Origin of the sequence: Actinomadura chokoriensis (genome assembly GCF_041463665.1) — a bacterium.
Lineage (GTDB): Bacteria > Actinomycetota > Actinomycetes > Streptosporangiales > Streptosporangiaceae > Spirillospora > Spirillospora chokoriensis_A.
Genome location: NZ_JAXCEJ010000003.1, coordinates 368,881 through 385,442 on the forward strand (window position 1 = coordinate 368,881; position 16,562 = coordinate 385,442).

A 16,562-nucleotide genomic window follows, 5' to 3' on the forward strand; every position below is an offset into this window, starting at 1 on the left:
CGACTCGTCGCGCTCGTCTTGCCGCTGGGTGGCATTCTCGTTTCAATCCGATGCGGTTTTGTAGGGCGCTGCGACGAGCGATAAATGATCGACGGCATCAGCCTGCGCGAGTTTCAATCCGATGCGGTTTTGTAGGGCGCTGCGACTCCATCCGTCTGCCCAAGGCCGCAACCGCTCTCCGTTTCAATCCGATGCGGTTTTGTAGGGCGCTGCGACAGTACCTCAAATTATGGGGGTCTGACCTGCGGGTTTGCAAGATCATGCGCCAACCTCCTTGGGCGCGATCTTGAAGTGACCTTGAAGATGATCTTCAGGACGTCGTTTGCGCAGGTCAGAGCGGGTTTTGGGGGTGTGCGCCAACCTCCTGACAATTCTTTGAATGGCCGAAAAGGAGTTCGTCCATCGGTTGTTGGTATGAGGACACGTGAGGGAACCGGCCGGACGACCCGGCTCGTGGAGCGACTGGCCAGTGATCGGGTGCTGTGGGCGGCGTGGTCGCGGGTGGCGGCCGGCAGCGGCATGGCCGGGGCGGACGGGGTCACGGCGGAGGTGTTCGGCCGCGAGGTCGGCCCCAGGCTGACGGCGCTGGCGACGCTGCTGCGGGAGCAGAGGTACCGGGCCCAGCCGCTGCGGCCGGTGCGGTCGATGCGGGGCGGCAAGCTGCGGACGCGTGGGTTGCCGACCATCTGCGACCGCATCGTCCAGCGCGCCTTCCTGAACATTTACGGGACCCGGCTGAATCCTGCCAGCTCCGTCAGTTTCTCATACCGTCCCGGACGGTCGTGGCTCAACGCGCTCGAGCAGGTGCAGCGGCATCGCGACTCCGGATTGAGGTGGGTTGCGCGGACCGACATCGCGAACTTCTTCGCCGAGGTCGACCACCGGCTTCTGCTGGAACAGGTCGCCGGGCGGATACGCGATCCCAGCGCCGCCGAACTCGTCCGTTCATGGGTGTGCGCACCATGGCTGATGCCCGAAGGCGTGGTGGAGCGCCGCAGAGGGCTGCCTGAAGGCGCACCGATCAGCCCGGCGCTCGCCGAGTTCTTCCTCTCCGATTTCGACCAGGAGGTGGACCGAAAGTCGGGCCGTCTGGTCCGCTACGCCGACGACCTGACCGTCCTGTGCCAGGGGCCGGATGAGGCCGTGAAGGCCCTGGCCGACGTGGACGGGGCATTGACCGCGCGAGGGCTGCGCATCAACCCAGACAAGACCTACATCGCCGACTTCGATTACGGGTTCACCCTGCTGGGATGGCGTTTCGTAGGAACCACCGCCCAACCGGCCAACGCGGCACAGGAAGGACGCTGAGATGGCGCTGATCAACGGTCGTCCGTTCCATGTCGTGGGCACCGGCTGCGTCGTCCGCCGGAGGGGTGGACGCCTGGTGGCGCTGAAGGACGGAGAACTGCGCGCCTCGGCGCCACTGACACAGATCTCCGAAGTGGTGCTGTCGGGACAGGTGGGAATCTCCACCCAGGCGATGCACGCGCTGCTCTCCCGGGACATCCCCCTCGTCCTGCTCTCGGGCACGGGACGGCCGCTGGGCAGAATGGAGCCGCCCGGCGCGGGCCATGTGCTCGCCCGCCGTCGGCAACTGGAACGGCACGCCATCGCCGCCGACCGGGTCGAATTGTCCCGCGTCCTGGTCGCCGGGAAGATCCGCAACCAGCATGTGCTGCTGCGCCGCCGCGCCCGGCGCGCAAACGACCCCGAACTGGTGTGGGATGCCGCCGCGCGGTTGTCGGCGCTGGAGGTCAGGGTCGCCGAGTGCGGTGACGTCGCCCAGGTCATGGGGGTGGAGGGCGGCGCGTCGGGTGTCTACTACCGTGCCTTCTCCAGCGTCCTCGACCCCGCTCTCGGCTTCGCCGGACGTGACCGGCGCCGCGCGGACGTGGTGAACGCCCTCACCAACTACTGCTCGGCCCTACTTCGCGAAACCGTTACCTCCGGCCTGCTCGCCGCGGGCCTGGACCCGTACGTGTCCTTCCTGCACACCCCCGCCCGCGGACGTCCGACCTTGGCGTTCGACCTCATGGAGGAGTGGCGGCCGGTACTGCTGGACTCCACGGTGCTGGCGCTCACGGGCCTGCGCGCGGTCACGACGGATGACCTGGAGGACGGCGCAGACGGCCCCTGGCTGTCACCGCAGGCCCGCAGCCAAGCCGTCACCCGATTTCACGCCCGGCTCGCCGCCCCAGCGCGCGGCTGGCCGGCACCGCCCGCGCGCCGCAGCTACGCCGACCAGCTCCGCGCCCAGTGCCTCGCGCTGCGCACCTGGATACTCGGCGAAGCCGAATCGTACGAGCCGTTCGCCTGGAGGTGATCCCGATGGCAGACCCGACCGATCGCAATTCCTGGACCGTGACGTTCGACGTCTCCTCCGACGCCGGACGGCGGGCGGTGAACCGGCTGCTGGCCGGATACGGCCCCCGCGTCCTGTTCACCGTCTACGAGATCGGCGCCGACGCCGCCGAACTGGACGACATCGTCAAGCAGGCGAGCGAGCATCTACGGCCGGGCGACCACCTGCTGGCACTGCCGAACTGCCCTCGCTGCCGGGCGGCGCATCGCGGCGGAACGGACGAGCAGGTCAACCCGCTCGGCTGGGTCGTTCCATGAACGGGCCGGTACTGGTCTGCTACGACGTATTCGACGACGGCCGCCGCGACCGGCTGCGCGCCGCGCTGGACGAGGTCGCCGACCGGTTCCAGCAGAGCGGCTGGCTGATCCCCGACGCGGCCGGCCTGGACGCCCACCGCGCCGCCGCCGCACTCGAAGGGCTGGTGGCCCCCGCCGACCGTCTCCGCATCTACGCTCCCTGCCCGGCGTGTGCGCGCGAGGTCCGGACCGTCCCACTGGGACCGCCGCTCGTCAGACCGGCCTGGATCGCGGACTGACCGGCGCACCGCGACCTCACTAGGGTTCAGTCAGACCCCGACGAGACGAAGGCCGAGGCCCGCATGCCCGCTCGCATCATCGTCCGCCTCGAACCCGCCGGCGGGCGCCCACCCGTCCCCCCGCCGCACACCGGGCCCGCCGTCAACGCCGTGTTCCTGGCCGCCCTGCGGGATACCGGCGAACGCGACCTGTCGTCCGCGCTGCACGATACGCGTCCCCCAAAACCGTTCGCGCTCACCCCGCTCCTGAACGAACGGGACCGCCGCGCGGGCGCCGCCGGCAAGCAGGTTCGGTTCGAGATCGGGATACTCGCCGACTCGCTCACCGCCCCTGTACTCCAAGCGCTGGCGGCGACCGGGGACGTGCGGGTGGCCCGCTGCCAGTACCGGATCGCGGCCGTCGAACTGGCCGGGGCCGAACCGTATCCGGAACTCCTCACCGCCGCAGCTCCCGCGGACCGGTGGACACTGCGGATCGCCACACCGGTCGCGTTCTTCACCGCCCGGGAAGAGGGCGCACGCCGCGTCCGCCCCTTCCCCGAACCCGAATGGGTCTTCTCCGACCTTTACCGCAAATGGAACGCCTTCGCCCCCGACACGGCCCTGGACGACACGACACCCCAGATCATCACCGAGAACCTCGAAATCGCCGACTACCGCCTCACGATGGGCGAGCACCTGCTCAAGGCCGGCGTCCCACCCGTGCGCGGCAGCCTCGGCCAGGTCGCCTACCGCATAGCCGACACCCGCCGCACCACGCCCGAGGCCCGAGCCTGCGTGGACGCGCTCGTCCGCTTCAGCGCCTACGCCGGCATCGGCGACCGCACCACCATCGGCATGGGCTACACCGTCCCGCAAGCCCGATGACCGAGCCCGAACATTACGTGCGGCGCGTCCGGGCCCGCCCCTACGGACCTCGCGAAGTCCTGGCCGGCGAAGTCACCGCCTGGTTCCACGGACCGTTCCTCGTCCTGGCCTTGACCGGCGGGACGGCGCTGACCGTCCGCGCCGACCTCCACGACGGTCCCATCGGCACCGATCTCATCGCCCTGTTCACCGAGGCCGAAGATGGGCGGGCGGCCCGCCTGCCGCGTCCCGGCCTGCTCGTCGGTGAGCGGGACTTCACCGACGAGATGCCGGCCGTGGTGCACCAGGTTTCGGTGCGACCCTCGACCGGAGGTGCCGTGCTCACCGTGGACACCACCGGACGGACGGCCGACGCGGTACTCAGCGCGCACGACGCCGGCCGCCTCGCCGAGGAGGTCCGCCGGTGGGCGACTTCGCGGTGAGTTGCTCCGACCAGTCCACGCCTGCGGCCGCCACCAGGATCGCCAGCCGCCGCACCAGGCGGCCCGCCGGTTCCGGTGCGAGCCCCAGCCTCTCCGCCGCCACCGCGATCGGGGCGCCGCGGCGGCCGGCACCGACCGCGCACACCGCCGCGACGACGGCCCGGTAGCCGGACCGCCGTGCCGCCCGCCGGGCGGGCTCGCCCTCGGCGGCATCGAGCAGGCGGCGGATCGTCGCCCGCGCCGCGCTGCGTCCGGCTGCGGTCTCCACCCGTTCCTGCGGGTCGGCGGCGGCCACGGCGGGAACCGCGGACCCGAGCTCTCCGATGTTCGCGGCGTAGAAAGCGGGGTTGACCTCGCGGAGCGCCCGCAGCGCGTCCCCCATGCGGCGGGAGGCGTCCGCGCGGGTCAGGCCGTGGCGTTCCCGAAGGTCGTCCGGTACCTCGAAGGGTTCGGCGACGCCGCGGCGGACCCGAAACACCGCGAGGATGAGCATGTCGAGCCCGGCGGCGTCTACGCGCAGTGGGGCGGCCCACACCGCCTGCCGCAGGTCCCGGTCGGGGCGCGCCGACGCGCCGCGGCGGACCGCGTCCGCACGCCGTACACGCTCCTCCAGGTGGCGCAGCGGATAGTGGACGAGTTGGGCGCGGGCGGCGCGCAGCCATGCCGGCTCGCCGTCCCGTCCGCCTGTCGCGAGCGGCCCGGCGAACGCGGCGGCGTCCTCATCACGGGCCCGCGGCGACATTAGGTGTTCGCGCAGCAGCGCCATCTCCCTGACCGGCTCTCCCGAGCGGGTCGCCGGGAGCGGGCCCGCCAGCGCGGTCCGCAGCCGGGCGAAGGCGTCGAACAGCAGGTCGTCGAGGGTCGCTTCGCACTCGGCGCACGCCCCCGTCCCTGCCGGGGCCCGGCAGGGCGAACCGGCATGTCGCGCTCGGCACAGCGGCCAGCGCGCAGCGGCGCGCAGCGCTGGAGCGACAAGGGTGTGGAACGCGGCGAAGGCGATCGCGTCATCGCGATCCGCCAGGTGGGCGACAGGCCGCACATAACCTCCCGAGGCAACGGAAAACCGGCCGCGTCGCCCGGTATGCGCCGGGTGACGGCGACCTCCTCGGAAGGCGTGAAGCCCTCAATGGTGCTCTTCGGCCCGAAGCCGTCGAACACGTTCCAGTATCCGGTGGCGGAATCAAGGGGTCAAGGGGCGGCGGCCTTCGCATGCCGGTCGAGTTCGGCGCAGACGTCCTCGAAGCGGATGAAGAGCGCCAGGTCATCTCCCGCAGGCCGGGGCGCGCCGACGCGCAGGTCCGTGATGGCGCGCGCCAGCAGCCGCAGGACCCGGGTCGGCTCGGGTGGTTCGTCCGCCTCGTCGTCGCCTCGGCGGAGCCGGTCGAGGAGATGGGCGTAGGGGGAGGTGTCGCGCAGGCCGACCAGTTCTCCCAGCGCCGGGGACCTGTCGACGGCATCCCGCCACAGGTCGGTGTTCCAGCCGAGCAGTCCCGGACGGACCATCTCGACGGCCATGTAGCAGGCGGGCCACGGCTCGTCCGCGAGCACCCGCGCTACCAGGGCCAACCGTTGTCGGGCGAGCCGGTAGCGTTCTTCCCGGCCGGCCTCCTGCGGAGCGATGTAGAGGTCGCGGTGCAACTCGCCGACCGCTTCGCGCACCTCGTCGAGGCGCTCCGAACCGTGGCCGAGGAGGCGCCACGCCGTCCGGACGTCCAACCGCCGCGCCGCACGCGCGGCCAGGCCCGCCAGCGCGGTGTCGGGCCCAAGCCGCCGCAGTACCCGGCCGCCGTCCCGGGCCGCCGGCCGGACGCCTTGGTCGCGGCCGAGCTCCACCATGCGCAGCGGGCACGCGGCCCGCAGCGACCATTCCACCCCGGCCGCGATCATGGCGTTCCCGATGGAGGCCGGACCCGGATTCAGGACCAAAACCACCTCGTCCACATCGCGCAGGCTGCCGGATCCCGCCCGGCCAGTCGGGCGGCCCGATGCTTCGAGCGCCTGCCAGATGCCGTCGCGTATCTGCCGCACATCCGGCGGCGGCGCGTCGTCGTCCGGCGGCGGCAGCGGCAGCGGACCCACGACCTGCGCCTCGACGGAACCGTCCATGCCGAGGGTGCGCACCCACGTCGCCAGCGCCTCCAGGGGCGCCTGGGTCTCCTGCGTGGCCAGCAGGCGCAGCCGGACATGTCCGGGACGGGGGAAGCGATCACTCCCGTACGACAGCCACTTGAGCACTTCGCGGAGCGCCTGCCTGCTCGGCTCGTCGTCCGCGCCCGACCGGAGGCCCATGGACATCAGCACCAGGATGTCCCCACCGCCTATGACGGGCCATGGGGTCATCTTGCGTCTTTTCAGCAGCTTCGGAACGAGATCGCTGCGCTCCCACCGGTCGGCCTGCTCGATGACCGTCCCGGGCAGCGCACCGATCCCCGGTTCGTCCAGGTGCGCCTTGTGGGTCGTGGCGGCGTCGAAGAGATCGGCGAACTGGCGGTCGCGCAACATGGCGACGCAGTCCCCGCCCGCCGCCGTCGGCAGCCGCGTCCGCGCCCGCTGAAGGACAGCCCGGTCGCCCTCGTCCCGGCCGCGGCGGCTGGTCAAGGCGGTCACCAACTCGCCGACCACGTCACGGGCGGCCGGGATCATGTCCTCGTTCTCGCGTTCGAACCGCTTGGCCAGCCGCTGGACGAACCAGGCCCGCAGCAACGACTGGTCGATCGCCTCACCCCTCGCGACCCGCTCGAAGAACGCAGCCTCCACGGCCAGGCCGAGCTCCTTCAGCTTGGTCAACTGACCGGCGTCCACTCCCGGGACGCCGCCGCGCCGCTCCGCCAGCCTCGCCTGGCCGATGTCCGCCCGCTGTCGAGCCGCCAGGAGGCGCCACACGTCGGCGTGCTCCGGGTCGAACTCGGTGAGCTCCTCCCAGAATCGATGCCGGAGCAACCAGTTGCGCAGCGGCTGGTCCGCCGTCACCAAATCTCCGAACCCGTACGGGACCCCTGACTCGTGCACCGGCATCAGGCCGACCGGGACACCGGCCTCCAGCGCGGCGAGCAACGCGCCCGCCCCCAGCGCGTACGAGCCCGAACCGGACGACACCAGACATCGGGCGGGCTCGACCTCCCGTAAGACGCGCGCCGCCGGACCAGTGCAAAGACGCATCGTCGGCTCCGCCACCTCAATGACCCGCACACGGTCAGGGGGAAAGCTCCGGCCGAAGAGTCCCGGCGTCGAACACATCAGCTCCCGGAACTGCCGGCCGTACACGGCGAACGTCTCCGTCCCCCGGACGATGCCGGTTGAGCGTAGCGAGCAACGCCACCCCGTCCACCTCGATGCCCACTGCGGCCAGGCCCTCGAACACTCGCCGCAAGGGGCGCCGCTGCAACCCGGTCGCGTCGGGCTGCCCCTCGAAGTCCACCGCCCCCGCACTCCGGCTGCGCGGCGGAAACCCCAGATCCCCGCCCCCCGACCGGATGAAACAGCCACACGTTGCCAGCACCCACCCGAGTCCTCCGCTCGTGCCGCCTCCCGGCCGTCAGGAATCCCGAACAGCGCACCGCCAGGTAAGCGATTTATCCGGCGTGCAAACCGATACGGGTTCGCCGGCTCCGATCGCACCTGTTTACCAAAAGCACAGGGCTCTGCTAACGGTTTCAATTCGGCACGACCTTCAGTTGTTCTTGGGAACTTCCTTGTAGATGTTCAACCCCCGGCCGCCGCCAGTGGCCGCCGGAAGGGATCTGCCGTGCCCTTCACGAATCTTCCCCCGATTCGTCCGCTCGTTCGCGGTGAACCATTCGTAGGCCAGTCCGCGGGGATCTGGCGGCACGGCACCCCCGTCGGCCATGTCCAAGGGACGCACGCGCGGGTAGTGCACCGGGAGATCTTGCACGCCTTCCGCGGCGGCGAGGAATGCCTCCCGCATCGCTTGCAGAGCTCGTGAGCCGCTTACCAACGACTCGAAGGTTTCGCGGATCCGGCTGATCGATGCCGATGGCTCGTTAGGCCGTGGCCCCGCGGAGAGATCGCGATAGTAGTCGACCCACTCGTCGGTCGAGTACAGCTCGGTAGTCGTTTCATCGATGGCAAGATGGACACTGCCGAAACCGAGGGGCTTGCCGAGACCCAACCGGTGATGCTTCTTACCGTCGAGCGTGAGCAGCCACAGCAGGGCTCCGAGTTCGGCGTCATCGAGGTCACGGACTTCGATGGTGAACGTGAACTCGGTGTCCTTGTTCACCCAGCCCCGCACCGAGCGGTTCTGGGAGTCGCGCTGCGCCTCCTCACCGGTCGCGAAGGCCCGGCCGTCCACCGTGAGGCTCGGGCGGCCGTCCACCTCGGACTCGATCTTGCGTGGTCGGCGGAACTCCCGATAACCCTTGCGGCCGACATTCTCCTGAGTCGGATCCTGAGACGGGTCCTGCCCAGACGTGTCGGCCCCCTCCCAGTAACCGACCTCATCGGCGACGCGCGCGTGGTGCCAATAGAACTTGCGCCCTCGGAGTTCAAGATTGTCCGCGCGATAGATCGCGTCCTTCATACGAGGCGGGTTCTCTCCTAGCGGCCTACCGGCTCTATGCCCAAGGTAGAAACGGGCCTGACTCGGCTTGGGCTGACCGAGTATCGCCAGCGGCAGGCCCTTGTTCTCGGCGAACACCGTCACCGCGTTCTCCGCGCTCGCGCATGCGACATCGCGGACCCGCAGACGTCCTCGATACGAGGCGGGACGGACGCTGGACCCTTCAGGGGCGACCCAGCCGAAGACGCGGTCCGCCGGCGACAACTTTGCGTAGGACGGCGCTGGACGCAGACTGTGGTCCAGCATTTCGGCCGGTGTCCGCGACGAGACGTCGCGCGGTATGGCCACCGGGTACAGGTTGACGATCCGCCCGCCTCGTTCGAGGGCATAGCACAGAGTGCCTGGCGCCAATGCCTTGCGGTCCTGCTGCCATAGATGCGGACTCCAGGCGAGTTTACCCGGTTCTTTCCCATAGCACTCGCCGGGACCGCGCGGCTGGCCCTGATCGTCCCTGCGCTCCCAGATCTCTTCTTTCGTGTGCGAGTCCTCATAGTTCTCTATGATCTGGTTCCAGCCATCCCGCAGTTCTTCGGTCAGCGGCTCGATACGCGGGGACTTGTATGTGAGAAACACTTGGGCATGATTCTTGTTAACCGCGTTGGGGCCGGTGAGAAATACGTATCCGAAGAGGAAGTCCTCAGAGTCGTAGGCAGCAGCGCCCGACGTGGTGGCGATCTCGACCACGGTTTCGACTCTGCGGCGTTCGTCGCAGCGAACCAGTACCTCATCACCGTGTTCTGGGGTCTGTTGCGTGTCGCGATACTTCAGTGGTGTATTTCGTCCGTAGAACGGTAGGCGCACCGCGTCGAGAAACTCCAACCTTTCGCCGTCGTCGGTCACCCGCACCGGCTGCATGCGCTGCGCCGCGCGACGCCAGCCGAGCGGCCGGGTGTGCGGGCCATCGTGGACGTCGAAGACTCCGAAACGCGATCCCGTCACCGCCTCGTAAGCGGAACGCAGCATGCCCTTGAGCGAGGTGGCCGGGAGATGCGGGAGACCCTTCCGGCACAGGATCGGATAGATGAGATGATCTTTGTTCTCCGCTGCGGGGACGGCGCGAGCGGAGTCCAGCAGGAGGAGTGGGGTCCGCACAGTGAGTCTGACACTGATGGCCCCCGTCCATCGGCTGGGATGGAGCCGATCATGGCCGAGAGGTCGTGATTCACGAAGGACTTCCGGGAGCTCCGCCTGCGGGAAGACGGGGACGAAGGTGTACGGGTTGAGGAAGGGGGCGTCGGAATCGGGCTCGTATTCGGTCTTCGGCTTCGGAGGGGCGTTCGTCGGCGCGGGCGTCTGCCGTGGCGGTCCCGGTCGATGCGGCGGCACGGCGGCCGTTTGCACATTTTGACGTCGCCGGTTCAGCTTCTTGCCCAGGTCGGCGGGGTTGAAGTTCGGTCCCGGAGTCTTGCGCGGCTGATCGGGCATCAGGAGTCCTCCGGGCGGGTGGGGCTGACGGGCTCGAAGCCGAGGAGGCGTTCCTCGGCGATGTAGGCGTTGCCGTGCATCGGGTCCACGGCGACGTATTCGCGGATGGTCACGCGGGCGTGGCCGGTCGTGATGTCGGCGGGTATGTCGAAGGTGCCGATTCGTTCGGCGGCGAAGGTCGTCCAGCCGTCGCCGGCAACGGCGGCAGCGCGGCCCCAGAGCAGGTAGCCACCGGCATTGGTGTCGACCGCGTTGAGGGGATCGGGTCGTTCGCTCAGCTCGTCCGGCAGTGCAGTGGCGTCCTCGGTGAGGACGACGGCGCGTCCCTGGCCGTCGCTGGCGTGGAGCCAGCGCAGCTCGCTGGCAGGTGAGAGGACCCGGGCTTCGAACACATCGTCCAGCTGGATCTCGCCCTTGCGCGATATGACCTCTCCCATGTCATCGAGAAGGGCCACGTGGTACCGGCGGGGGCTGGTGAGAAGCGCGATGCCACCGGACGGAGCGGCGTGCCGGAGCGCCCACGAGAGGGTGACACCGTTCGCTGCGGCCGAGTGCAGGGTCACCGGATTCACACGGTCACCTCGTCCAGATAGGTCTTCCATGCCTGGTTCAGGTCTCGGTCGTCCAGGGCTTCATGGAGCGAAGCACCGTTCGGCCATCGGTCGCCGGTGAGGGTGATCGGGGAGACCTTGATGTCTCCGAAACCGCGGGTGACCATTCCGCCGAGAGGGATGCGCTCGTTCTCCAGATCGCGTAGGACGAGCAGCAGCAGCGCAAGCTCGGCGTCGTGCTCGTCGCCCAGGCGACTGAGGTCGACGGTCAGGCGGAACGGTTCCCATTCGACTTTGTGCGGTTCGAGAACGCTGTAGAGCCGCCCACTCGCGGCCCCGCCCGTCCAACGGTCGATGGCCACATGGTCGGCCTGATCCATGCCGAGCGTTTCCAGAGCGTTCCGGTCGGCGTCCGACAGTTTCGGCCGCTCTTCGGGGACGGCGCCGGGCGGTGCGTCGGTCAAGGCCGTCCACACCTTGGACGGGATCTCGGTTCGGCTGACGCATTCGTGGGCAGTCAGTGCTCCCGCTCCACCTCCGCGTTTGCCTCGTCCCGAGCCGAAGAGTCGGCGGACGGTGGGTAGCTGGTCGAGTTGGGCGCGGAAGCTGTCGCTGTGCTCGCGCGGTGCCGCATCCTCGGCTGGACGGCCGGGTGCGCAGATCCCCCGTGCGGTGCGTTCGATGAACTCGGCGTGGCTGCGCAGGGCCCCCTTGATGGAGCCACCGGTGAGGGCGAGAGCGACGAACTCCCCGTTGAGGCGGGTGGTGAGCGGAAGTGTCCCGATGGCGGGACCTTCGCCGCTCTCCCTGACCATGACCGGCGCCGCAGGCTCCCAGTCGATACGGATCTTCAGCAGGCTACGTCTGTCGGGCAACGACGCGCCGCTCAGATGGGCTTGCGCGGGCCGGCCGTTCAACAGGGCCAGCAGGCCGGCAGGCTCGGTGAGGTTGTGTTCGTGCACCAACAGCGGTGACGTCAGCAAGGACACCGTTCCCAGGCCGCGGCGGGTCGCGGCACCGAGTGGGATCTCCTCGTCGGAGAGCGCCGCCAGCAGTGCGGCGAGTCGTGCCCGGTCGCTGTCGCGGTGTTCGGCAGTGGATTCGATGTCCATCTCGAAGCACAGGTAACTGCCACGCGGGACGACCATCCTGGTGTAGAGGAACTCGGGCGCGGCCGCACCGGTGAAGCGGTCGATGCCGACACCGTGCCGGGCGGGGAGGGTCACCGGGTCGATGGGGTCGATGGGCACGCCGTAGCCGTCGCTGCGGGTCGTGGTGGCGATGACGGCGTCGCGGATGACCACGCGGCTGGTGTTCCCGTCATTGGAGACACCGTCGGCGACGAAACCCCAGAGGTCTTTCAGCGCGTCGCGGCGGGTGTCGGTGCCGCGCATCCAACTGCGCAGGGCTCCGGCGAGGCTGGTCCCGGGAACGTAGACGCGGCCTTGGCCATCCGTGGCGAGCGGCAGCGCCTCGGCCGGGTCGAGCGCGATGCCGCCGACGTGCAACGGGGTTCGGACGCTCAGCCAACCGCGGACCCGGAGCCGCGTGTCCATCGGCCGTCCGGTGCGTTCCGTCATGACAGTGCCCTCTGTCCTTGGTGGGCGGCGCGGCGGGTGGAGGCGGCCAGGCAGGCGGTCAGGAGGGTGCGCAGCGCCTCTCGGCGCAGTTCGGCGGGCAGCGCCTGGTGGCCGTCGCTGGTGAGGCACAGTTCGGTGGTCGGTAAAGCGAGCAGGTCCCAGAGACGGTCTTGAGTGGTCAGCAGTTCTTCGAGCGCGGTGCGCACGTTGTCCTTGTCGGGCCAGCGGGCTGTGAGCCGGGCGATGCGCTGCCGGAGGGTTTCCGGGTCTTCGTCCAGCCGGTTCAGCAGGCCCCTCACGGCGTTGAGGCGGGACGCAGTCAGGCCGGCGAGAGGGCCGAGTACGCGGTCGCCGGTGGCCGCGGCGTGGAATTCGGCCTGTCGCCAGATCTCCGCCCGCCAGGCCGCCCGCTCGATGAGCCGTGCCTCGGCGTGCCCGTCCTCGCCGGGGTCGAGGAGATTCCCGGGGTCTGCGGGGGCGGCTTGGGCGCCGGTCCCGGGTTCCCACACCGGGGCGGTGGCTTCGATCGGTCGGGCGAGGAGCGAGTCGTTGAACCTGACCTGGCCGAACCCCTCGCCGCGCCGTTCCCCGACGCCGCCGAGTTCGACGGCGGCCAGGGCGTCCGGGCCGAGGCCGCCCTCGGTGATCTCGAAGGTCAGGCAGCCGCCCGCCGCGAAACCGAGCAGGCTGGGCCGGGGCAGCCCCCAGCCGACATGCCAGGAGTCGGTGCGCGACGTTTCATAGGAGGTCGGGACCCGGCCTCCGTCCCTGAGGACGGGCTTGAGGGCGAGGTTCGGCTGTCCCGCGTCGGCGAAGGCACCGCACAGCGCCCTCGCCAGGTCGATGGGGTCCGCGCTGGGTGCGAGCCGCCGGTCTCGGACAAGGACGTCCGACAGCAGCCAGACCCGCAGCAGCTCCCCCTTGCGCAGGGACGCGGCGGCCCCTGGCCGGGCCGGCCCGCCGTCGTACGGCCGGGAGGTGACGCAGACCGTCCCGTAGTCGTCCTTGCGGGACCGGCCGAGCCGCCATGTACCGGTCAGCCGGTCCTGCCAGCCCTGCGATAGCACTCCGGCCCGGACTCTCACCTCGGCGCCGAGCCGGGTCCCGGGTTCGAGCGCCCTGTACACGTAGACGCCGCCGAGGCTCTCGTCGGGCCGCTGCGTCGCGTCCTGGACGGTGTTGTGCATGCGGGTCACGAAGCCGGGTTTGCGGACCGCCGCGTCCCCGCCCGGCTCCGCGGTGACGTAGCCGGAGCGGAGCCGCTTGAAGATCGCGTCCTCGCCGACCGGTTCCTGTGCCATCCGGTTGATGATGCGGTCGGGGTCGTCCTTGGCCGCGGCGAGTACGCACGGCACCGGACGGCCGGGCCGCCCGTCCACCAGCGGCGTCGCGGGCGTCACCACGAGGTCGCCGCGCCGGGCGGCTGCGGCCGCTCCCTCACCCAGCCTGGACAGGACCTCGCGCAGCATGATCCAGCCGGGTGCGTGGTCACGGCCGCTCACCAGGTTGCCGATGGTGCGGTCATGGGCCAGCAGCGGGGTGATGAGTTCCAGCGTCACCTCGGCCCGCTCCCAGGACGTGCCCGCAGGCCGCGTCTCCGCACCGACGACCGGCCCGCGATCATCCGGATAGGGCAGATCGGCGGGAGGCTCCGTCAGCGTCGCCTCCAGACCGGCCGCCGTCGGGGGCATTCCGGTGCCGGACGGCTCCAGGCGGCACCGGCCCGCCCCTCTGCGCCGTTTCCCGCCGATGCCCTCCACCAGCACCGCCCCCGCCCACAGCAGGGCGAGCGCGCAACGCCGCTGGTCCGCGGTCAGCGGGCCGGGCAACTCGGCGCCGCCGACCAGGGTCATTCCGCCGCGAGCCATCTCCTCGTAACGGAGCATCCCCTCGAACGCCGCACCGGTCTGGGGGTCGATGGCGACTCCCGGCTTGACGAACGTCACCACCTCACGGAGCCGGGGACGGCCGGCCAGCACCGGCCCGAGCCGCCCCGGGAAGCGCAGCGGCCCGGACAGGACGAGCGCGGCCGGGCGCGGATGCCGGGCGCTCGGATCAGGGCCCTGCCCCGCCTCCTTGGCCGCGTGGGACGGCTGGCTGCCGAACAGGTACTCCACCCAGCCGTGCCAGGCCCCGGCCGGGCCGGAGTCCAGCGCGTTCGCGGCCACCTCGCAGGCATCCCGCCACACACCGATCAGCGTCTTGGCCGGAACGAACGGCAGCCCGTCCGCGTCGCGCTGCACCCGGCGGTCGATGTGGCCGTGCGCGGCGGTGCCGGTGCCGATATGCCAGTCGCTCAGCATCCGCAGGCGCAGCTTGATCTGCACGCTCATACCCGCGCCTCCCGCTCCTGTGGCGTGTCCGCGATCCGGGTATCGGCGGGGACGAAACCGATCGCGTCCATCGCGTCCAGCAACCCGGTGCGGGCGCCGCCGTCACCAGACCAGAAAAGCGAGCCGTCATCGCCGCCGAGGTTCTCGACGGTGCCGCCGCCGTCGCGGAGACGCAGGGCGAGCATCGTGAACCGCGCGTCGGCGACGTCCCTGCCGAGGAAGAGCCCGGCGCGCAGGTCGTGGGCCTGGCCGGCCGCCACGATCCTGTCGCCGTCCTCGTTCGTTCGGGTCAGCGTCCTGACGCGGCTCCGCAGATCGTCCCAAAGCCGGTGCTCGGACCAACCTTCGCCGTCGGCGCCCACCTCGCCAACCACATACGGCTGTGCGGTGAGGCGGGTGCCGTCCAGCAGCGTCGTCTCCGCGCGGAGCCGGCCAAGGTCGGCGAACGCGCTCTCGTAGAGGACGTGGAAGGACAGCGCGCACCGGTCCGGGCCCAGATGCGCCTTGACGGTCTTGGCCTCCTTCGTCAGACCCTCGGCGAGATCGGCCGTGCTGTGGAACGGGTAGTGCCGTTTGACGATCGCGACGCCCGCGCAGGCTCCCAGCAGCGAACGTCCCGCCTTGCGCAGCAGATCGCCGATCCTCGAGTCTGCGGCGGCGCAGTCGGCAAACGCGCGAAGATAACGCTCGGCGAACGGCAGGGCCATCGCGCCATCGCAGATGACGGTCAGGTCGTCGCCACCGAGCACCAGGGGGAGCAAAGGCATCTGCTCCGTCGCCGCCGGCCCCTTCCGCGCCTTCACGGGAGGGAACACCGGTCTGTCGTCGGGCCCGACCGTCCGTCTCAGCTCGTCCAGGGTGATGCGGACCGCTTTTTCGGCGCAGTCGTCCACGCCTGCGGAAAGACCGCGCAGTGCATCGACGTACTCGCGTGCAGGGGCCTGCTGCCCGATGATGGCGGTGAAGTCCTGGAAGACCTTTCCCAGACCGTTGCCGTCGGCGTGGACGACGGCCACCCAGTCGGCGCGTTCGGCCAGATGATCGACCGCTTCGCGCAGGCCGGCGCGGACTTTGGAGTCCTTCACCGTTTTGGAGAGGCCCATCTTGACCACCAAGCGGCCCAGCGCGTCTTCGAAGGAGTTCAGCTTGGCCAGGCTCGGCGCCGACCGGGGCTCCGGACGCGCCCCCTCGGCGAGGGTCACCGGCGTCTGGGCGGGGAGCCCGCTGGACGTGCAGCGCGCGGCGATCGGCAGCCCGGCGAACCGCATCTGCGGACCCGGCCTCGCCATCGCCGCGACGGGCAGCGCCTCCCGGGTCCGGAGGATCGCCTCCGCCAGACCTGCCGCGCGGTCCCACTCGACCGGGTCGCCGACCACCCCGCAGACGTCCAGGCCGGGGGCTTCACGCAACGCGCGGGCGGTAACCGCGGTCACCAGGTGGACCCCGTCCTCGCGGTCCTTGACCAGCGCGGTGATCCCGCCGGCGTTGGCCGTGATGACCTCAACCGGGTGCTCATCGATCCGACGGTCCCGGTCGGTGCTTCCGGTGACCTCCAGCAACGCATCATCCAGCCAGGACTCCTCGACACGCGTGATCAGGTACGAGGCGCCGACATTCTCACGCCGTTTGTTCGAGGAGAAGATGTAGCGCTGGTTTCCGGATGTTCCGATCACCACGGCGTGCACCTTCATGCATCCCCCGCCTTCCAACTGTCGCCGTCTCGCCCCGTTCTGATGGACGGGGCGCTCCCGCGCGTCCAACCCCCTGCCGGGCGGGCATCCCTCGTGTCGTCCATCAGACAGTTGTAGAACCCCCGGAGATGATTCAGACCCCTCAGCGCATTACGCCTTTCGCAGCGGAACCCTAATCGACACCACAGGCCGCGCTGTCCGGGCTTACCCGGGCGTC

Annotated in this window: 13 protein-coding genes and 1 CRISPR repeat array (1 of these 14 running past the window's edge); of the genes, 6 read left to right on the forward strand and 7 right to left on the reverse strand. The window is 70.2% G+C overall.

The annotated features are described in order from the left end of the window. Positions 1-216: direct repeats of the CRISPR family, unit length 36 nt; unit sequence GTTTCAATCCGATGCGGTTTTGTAGGGCGCTGCGAC; it begins 468 nt to the left of the window's first position. Positions 217-453: 237 nt separating this feature from the next. The 6 genes from SM418_RS07810 to SM418_RS07835 all read left to right on the forward strand — a co-directional run bounded on the left by SM418_RS07810 (position 454) and on the right by SM418_RS07835 (position 4,186). Next, positions 454-1,308 carry a reverse transcriptase domain-containing protein gene (locus SM418_RS07810; RefSeq protein ID WP_371939984.1) on the forward strand — a complete coding sequence of 285 codons (855 nt, stop codon included), beginning with the start codon at positions 454-456 and terminating at the stop codon, positions 1,306-1,308. A gap of 1 nt (position 1,309) precedes the next feature. Next, entirely contained in the window at positions 1,310-2,323 is a 1,014-nt protein-coding gene (gene cas1, locus SM418_RS07815; RefSeq protein WP_371939985.1) for a CRISPR-associated endonuclease Cas1, read from the forward strand. A 5-nt stretch (positions 2,324-2,328) separates the two neighbouring features. Beyond that, the gene (locus tag SM418_RS07820) at positions 2,329-2,619 is read left to right on the forward strand and encodes a CRISPR-associated endonuclease Cas2 (RefSeq protein ID WP_360617560.1); all 291 of its coding nucleotides are present in this window, start codon (positions 2,329-2,331) and stop codon (positions 2,617-2,619) included. Continuing rightward, positions 2,616-2,897, forward strand: coding sequence for a CRISPR-associated endonuclease Cas2 (locus SM418_RS07825; protein ID WP_371939986.1), 282 nt, complete (start codon positions 2,616-2,618; stop codon positions 2,895-2,897). The genes SM418_RS07820 and SM418_RS07825 overlap by 4 nt, the downstream gene beginning before the upstream one ends. Positions 2,898-2,960: 63 nt before the next feature. Beyond that, on the forward strand, positions 2,961-3,764 hold the full coding sequence (gene cas6 / locus SM418_RS07830; RefSeq protein WP_371939987.1) for a CRISPR system precrRNA processing endoribonuclease RAMP protein Cas6: 804 nt from the start codon (positions 2,961-2,963) through the stop codon (positions 3,762-3,764). Continuing rightward, the gene (locus SM418_RS07835; protein ID WP_371939988.1) at positions 3,761-4,186 is read left to right on the forward strand and encodes a hypothetical protein; all 426 of its coding nucleotides are present in this window, start codon (positions 3,761-3,763) and stop codon (positions 4,184-4,186) included. The genes cas6 and SM418_RS07835 overlap by 4 nt, the downstream gene beginning before the upstream one ends. Here the strand turns inward: SM418_RS07835 and SM418_RS07840 are convergent. The 7 genes from SM418_RS07840 to SM418_RS07870 form a co-directional block, all read right to left on the reverse strand. Further along, on the reverse strand, positions 4,125-5,225 hold the full coding sequence (locus tag SM418_RS07840) for a hypothetical protein (protein ID WP_371939989.1): 1,101 nt from the start codon (positions 5,223-5,225) through the stop codon (positions 4,125-4,127). The genes SM418_RS07835 and SM418_RS07840 overlap by 62 nt on opposite strands. A 149-nt stretch (positions 5,226-5,374) precedes the next feature. Next, positions 5,375-7,345, reverse strand: a complete 1,971-nt coding sequence (locus SM418_RS07845; protein ID WP_371939990.1) for a hypothetical protein — start codon at positions 7,343-7,345, stop codon at positions 5,375-5,377. Between the two features lie 511 nt (positions 7,346-7,856). Next, positions 7,857-10,190 (reverse strand): TIGR03986 family type III CRISPR-associated RAMP protein, encoded by a 2,334-nt coding sequence (locus SM418_RS07850; protein ID WP_371939991.1) that lies wholly within the window; start codon positions 10,188-10,190, stop codon positions 7,857-7,859. Further along, complete coding sequence (csx19, locus tag SM418_RS07855) at positions 10,190-10,762, reverse strand: type III-D CRISPR-associated protein Csx19 (protein ID WP_371939992.1); 573 nt, start codon at positions 10,760-10,762, stop codon at positions 10,190-10,192. The genes SM418_RS07850 and csx19 overlap by 1 nt, the downstream gene beginning before the upstream one ends. Further along, on the reverse strand, positions 10,759-12,297 hold the full coding sequence (locus SM418_RS07860; protein WP_371939993.1) for an RAMP superfamily CRISPR-associated protein: 1,539 nt from the start codon (positions 12,295-12,297) through the stop codon (positions 10,759-10,761). Before SM418_RS07860 ends, csx19 begins: the two co-directional genes overlap by 4 nt. A gap of 20 nt (positions 12,298-12,317) precedes the next feature. Then, positions 12,318-14,654, reverse strand: coding sequence for an RAMP superfamily CRISPR-associated protein (locus tag SM418_RS07865; protein ID WP_371939994.1), 2,337 nt, complete (start codon positions 14,652-14,654; stop codon positions 12,318-12,320). Beyond that, a complete protein-coding gene (locus SM418_RS07870; protein ID WP_371966050.1) occupies positions 14,651-16,414 on the reverse strand; it encodes a Cas10/Cmr2 second palm domain-containing protein in 1,764 nt (587 codons plus the stop codon). Before SM418_RS07870 ends, SM418_RS07865 begins: the two co-directional genes overlap by 4 nt. Positions 16,415-16,562: the final 148 nt, after the last annotated feature.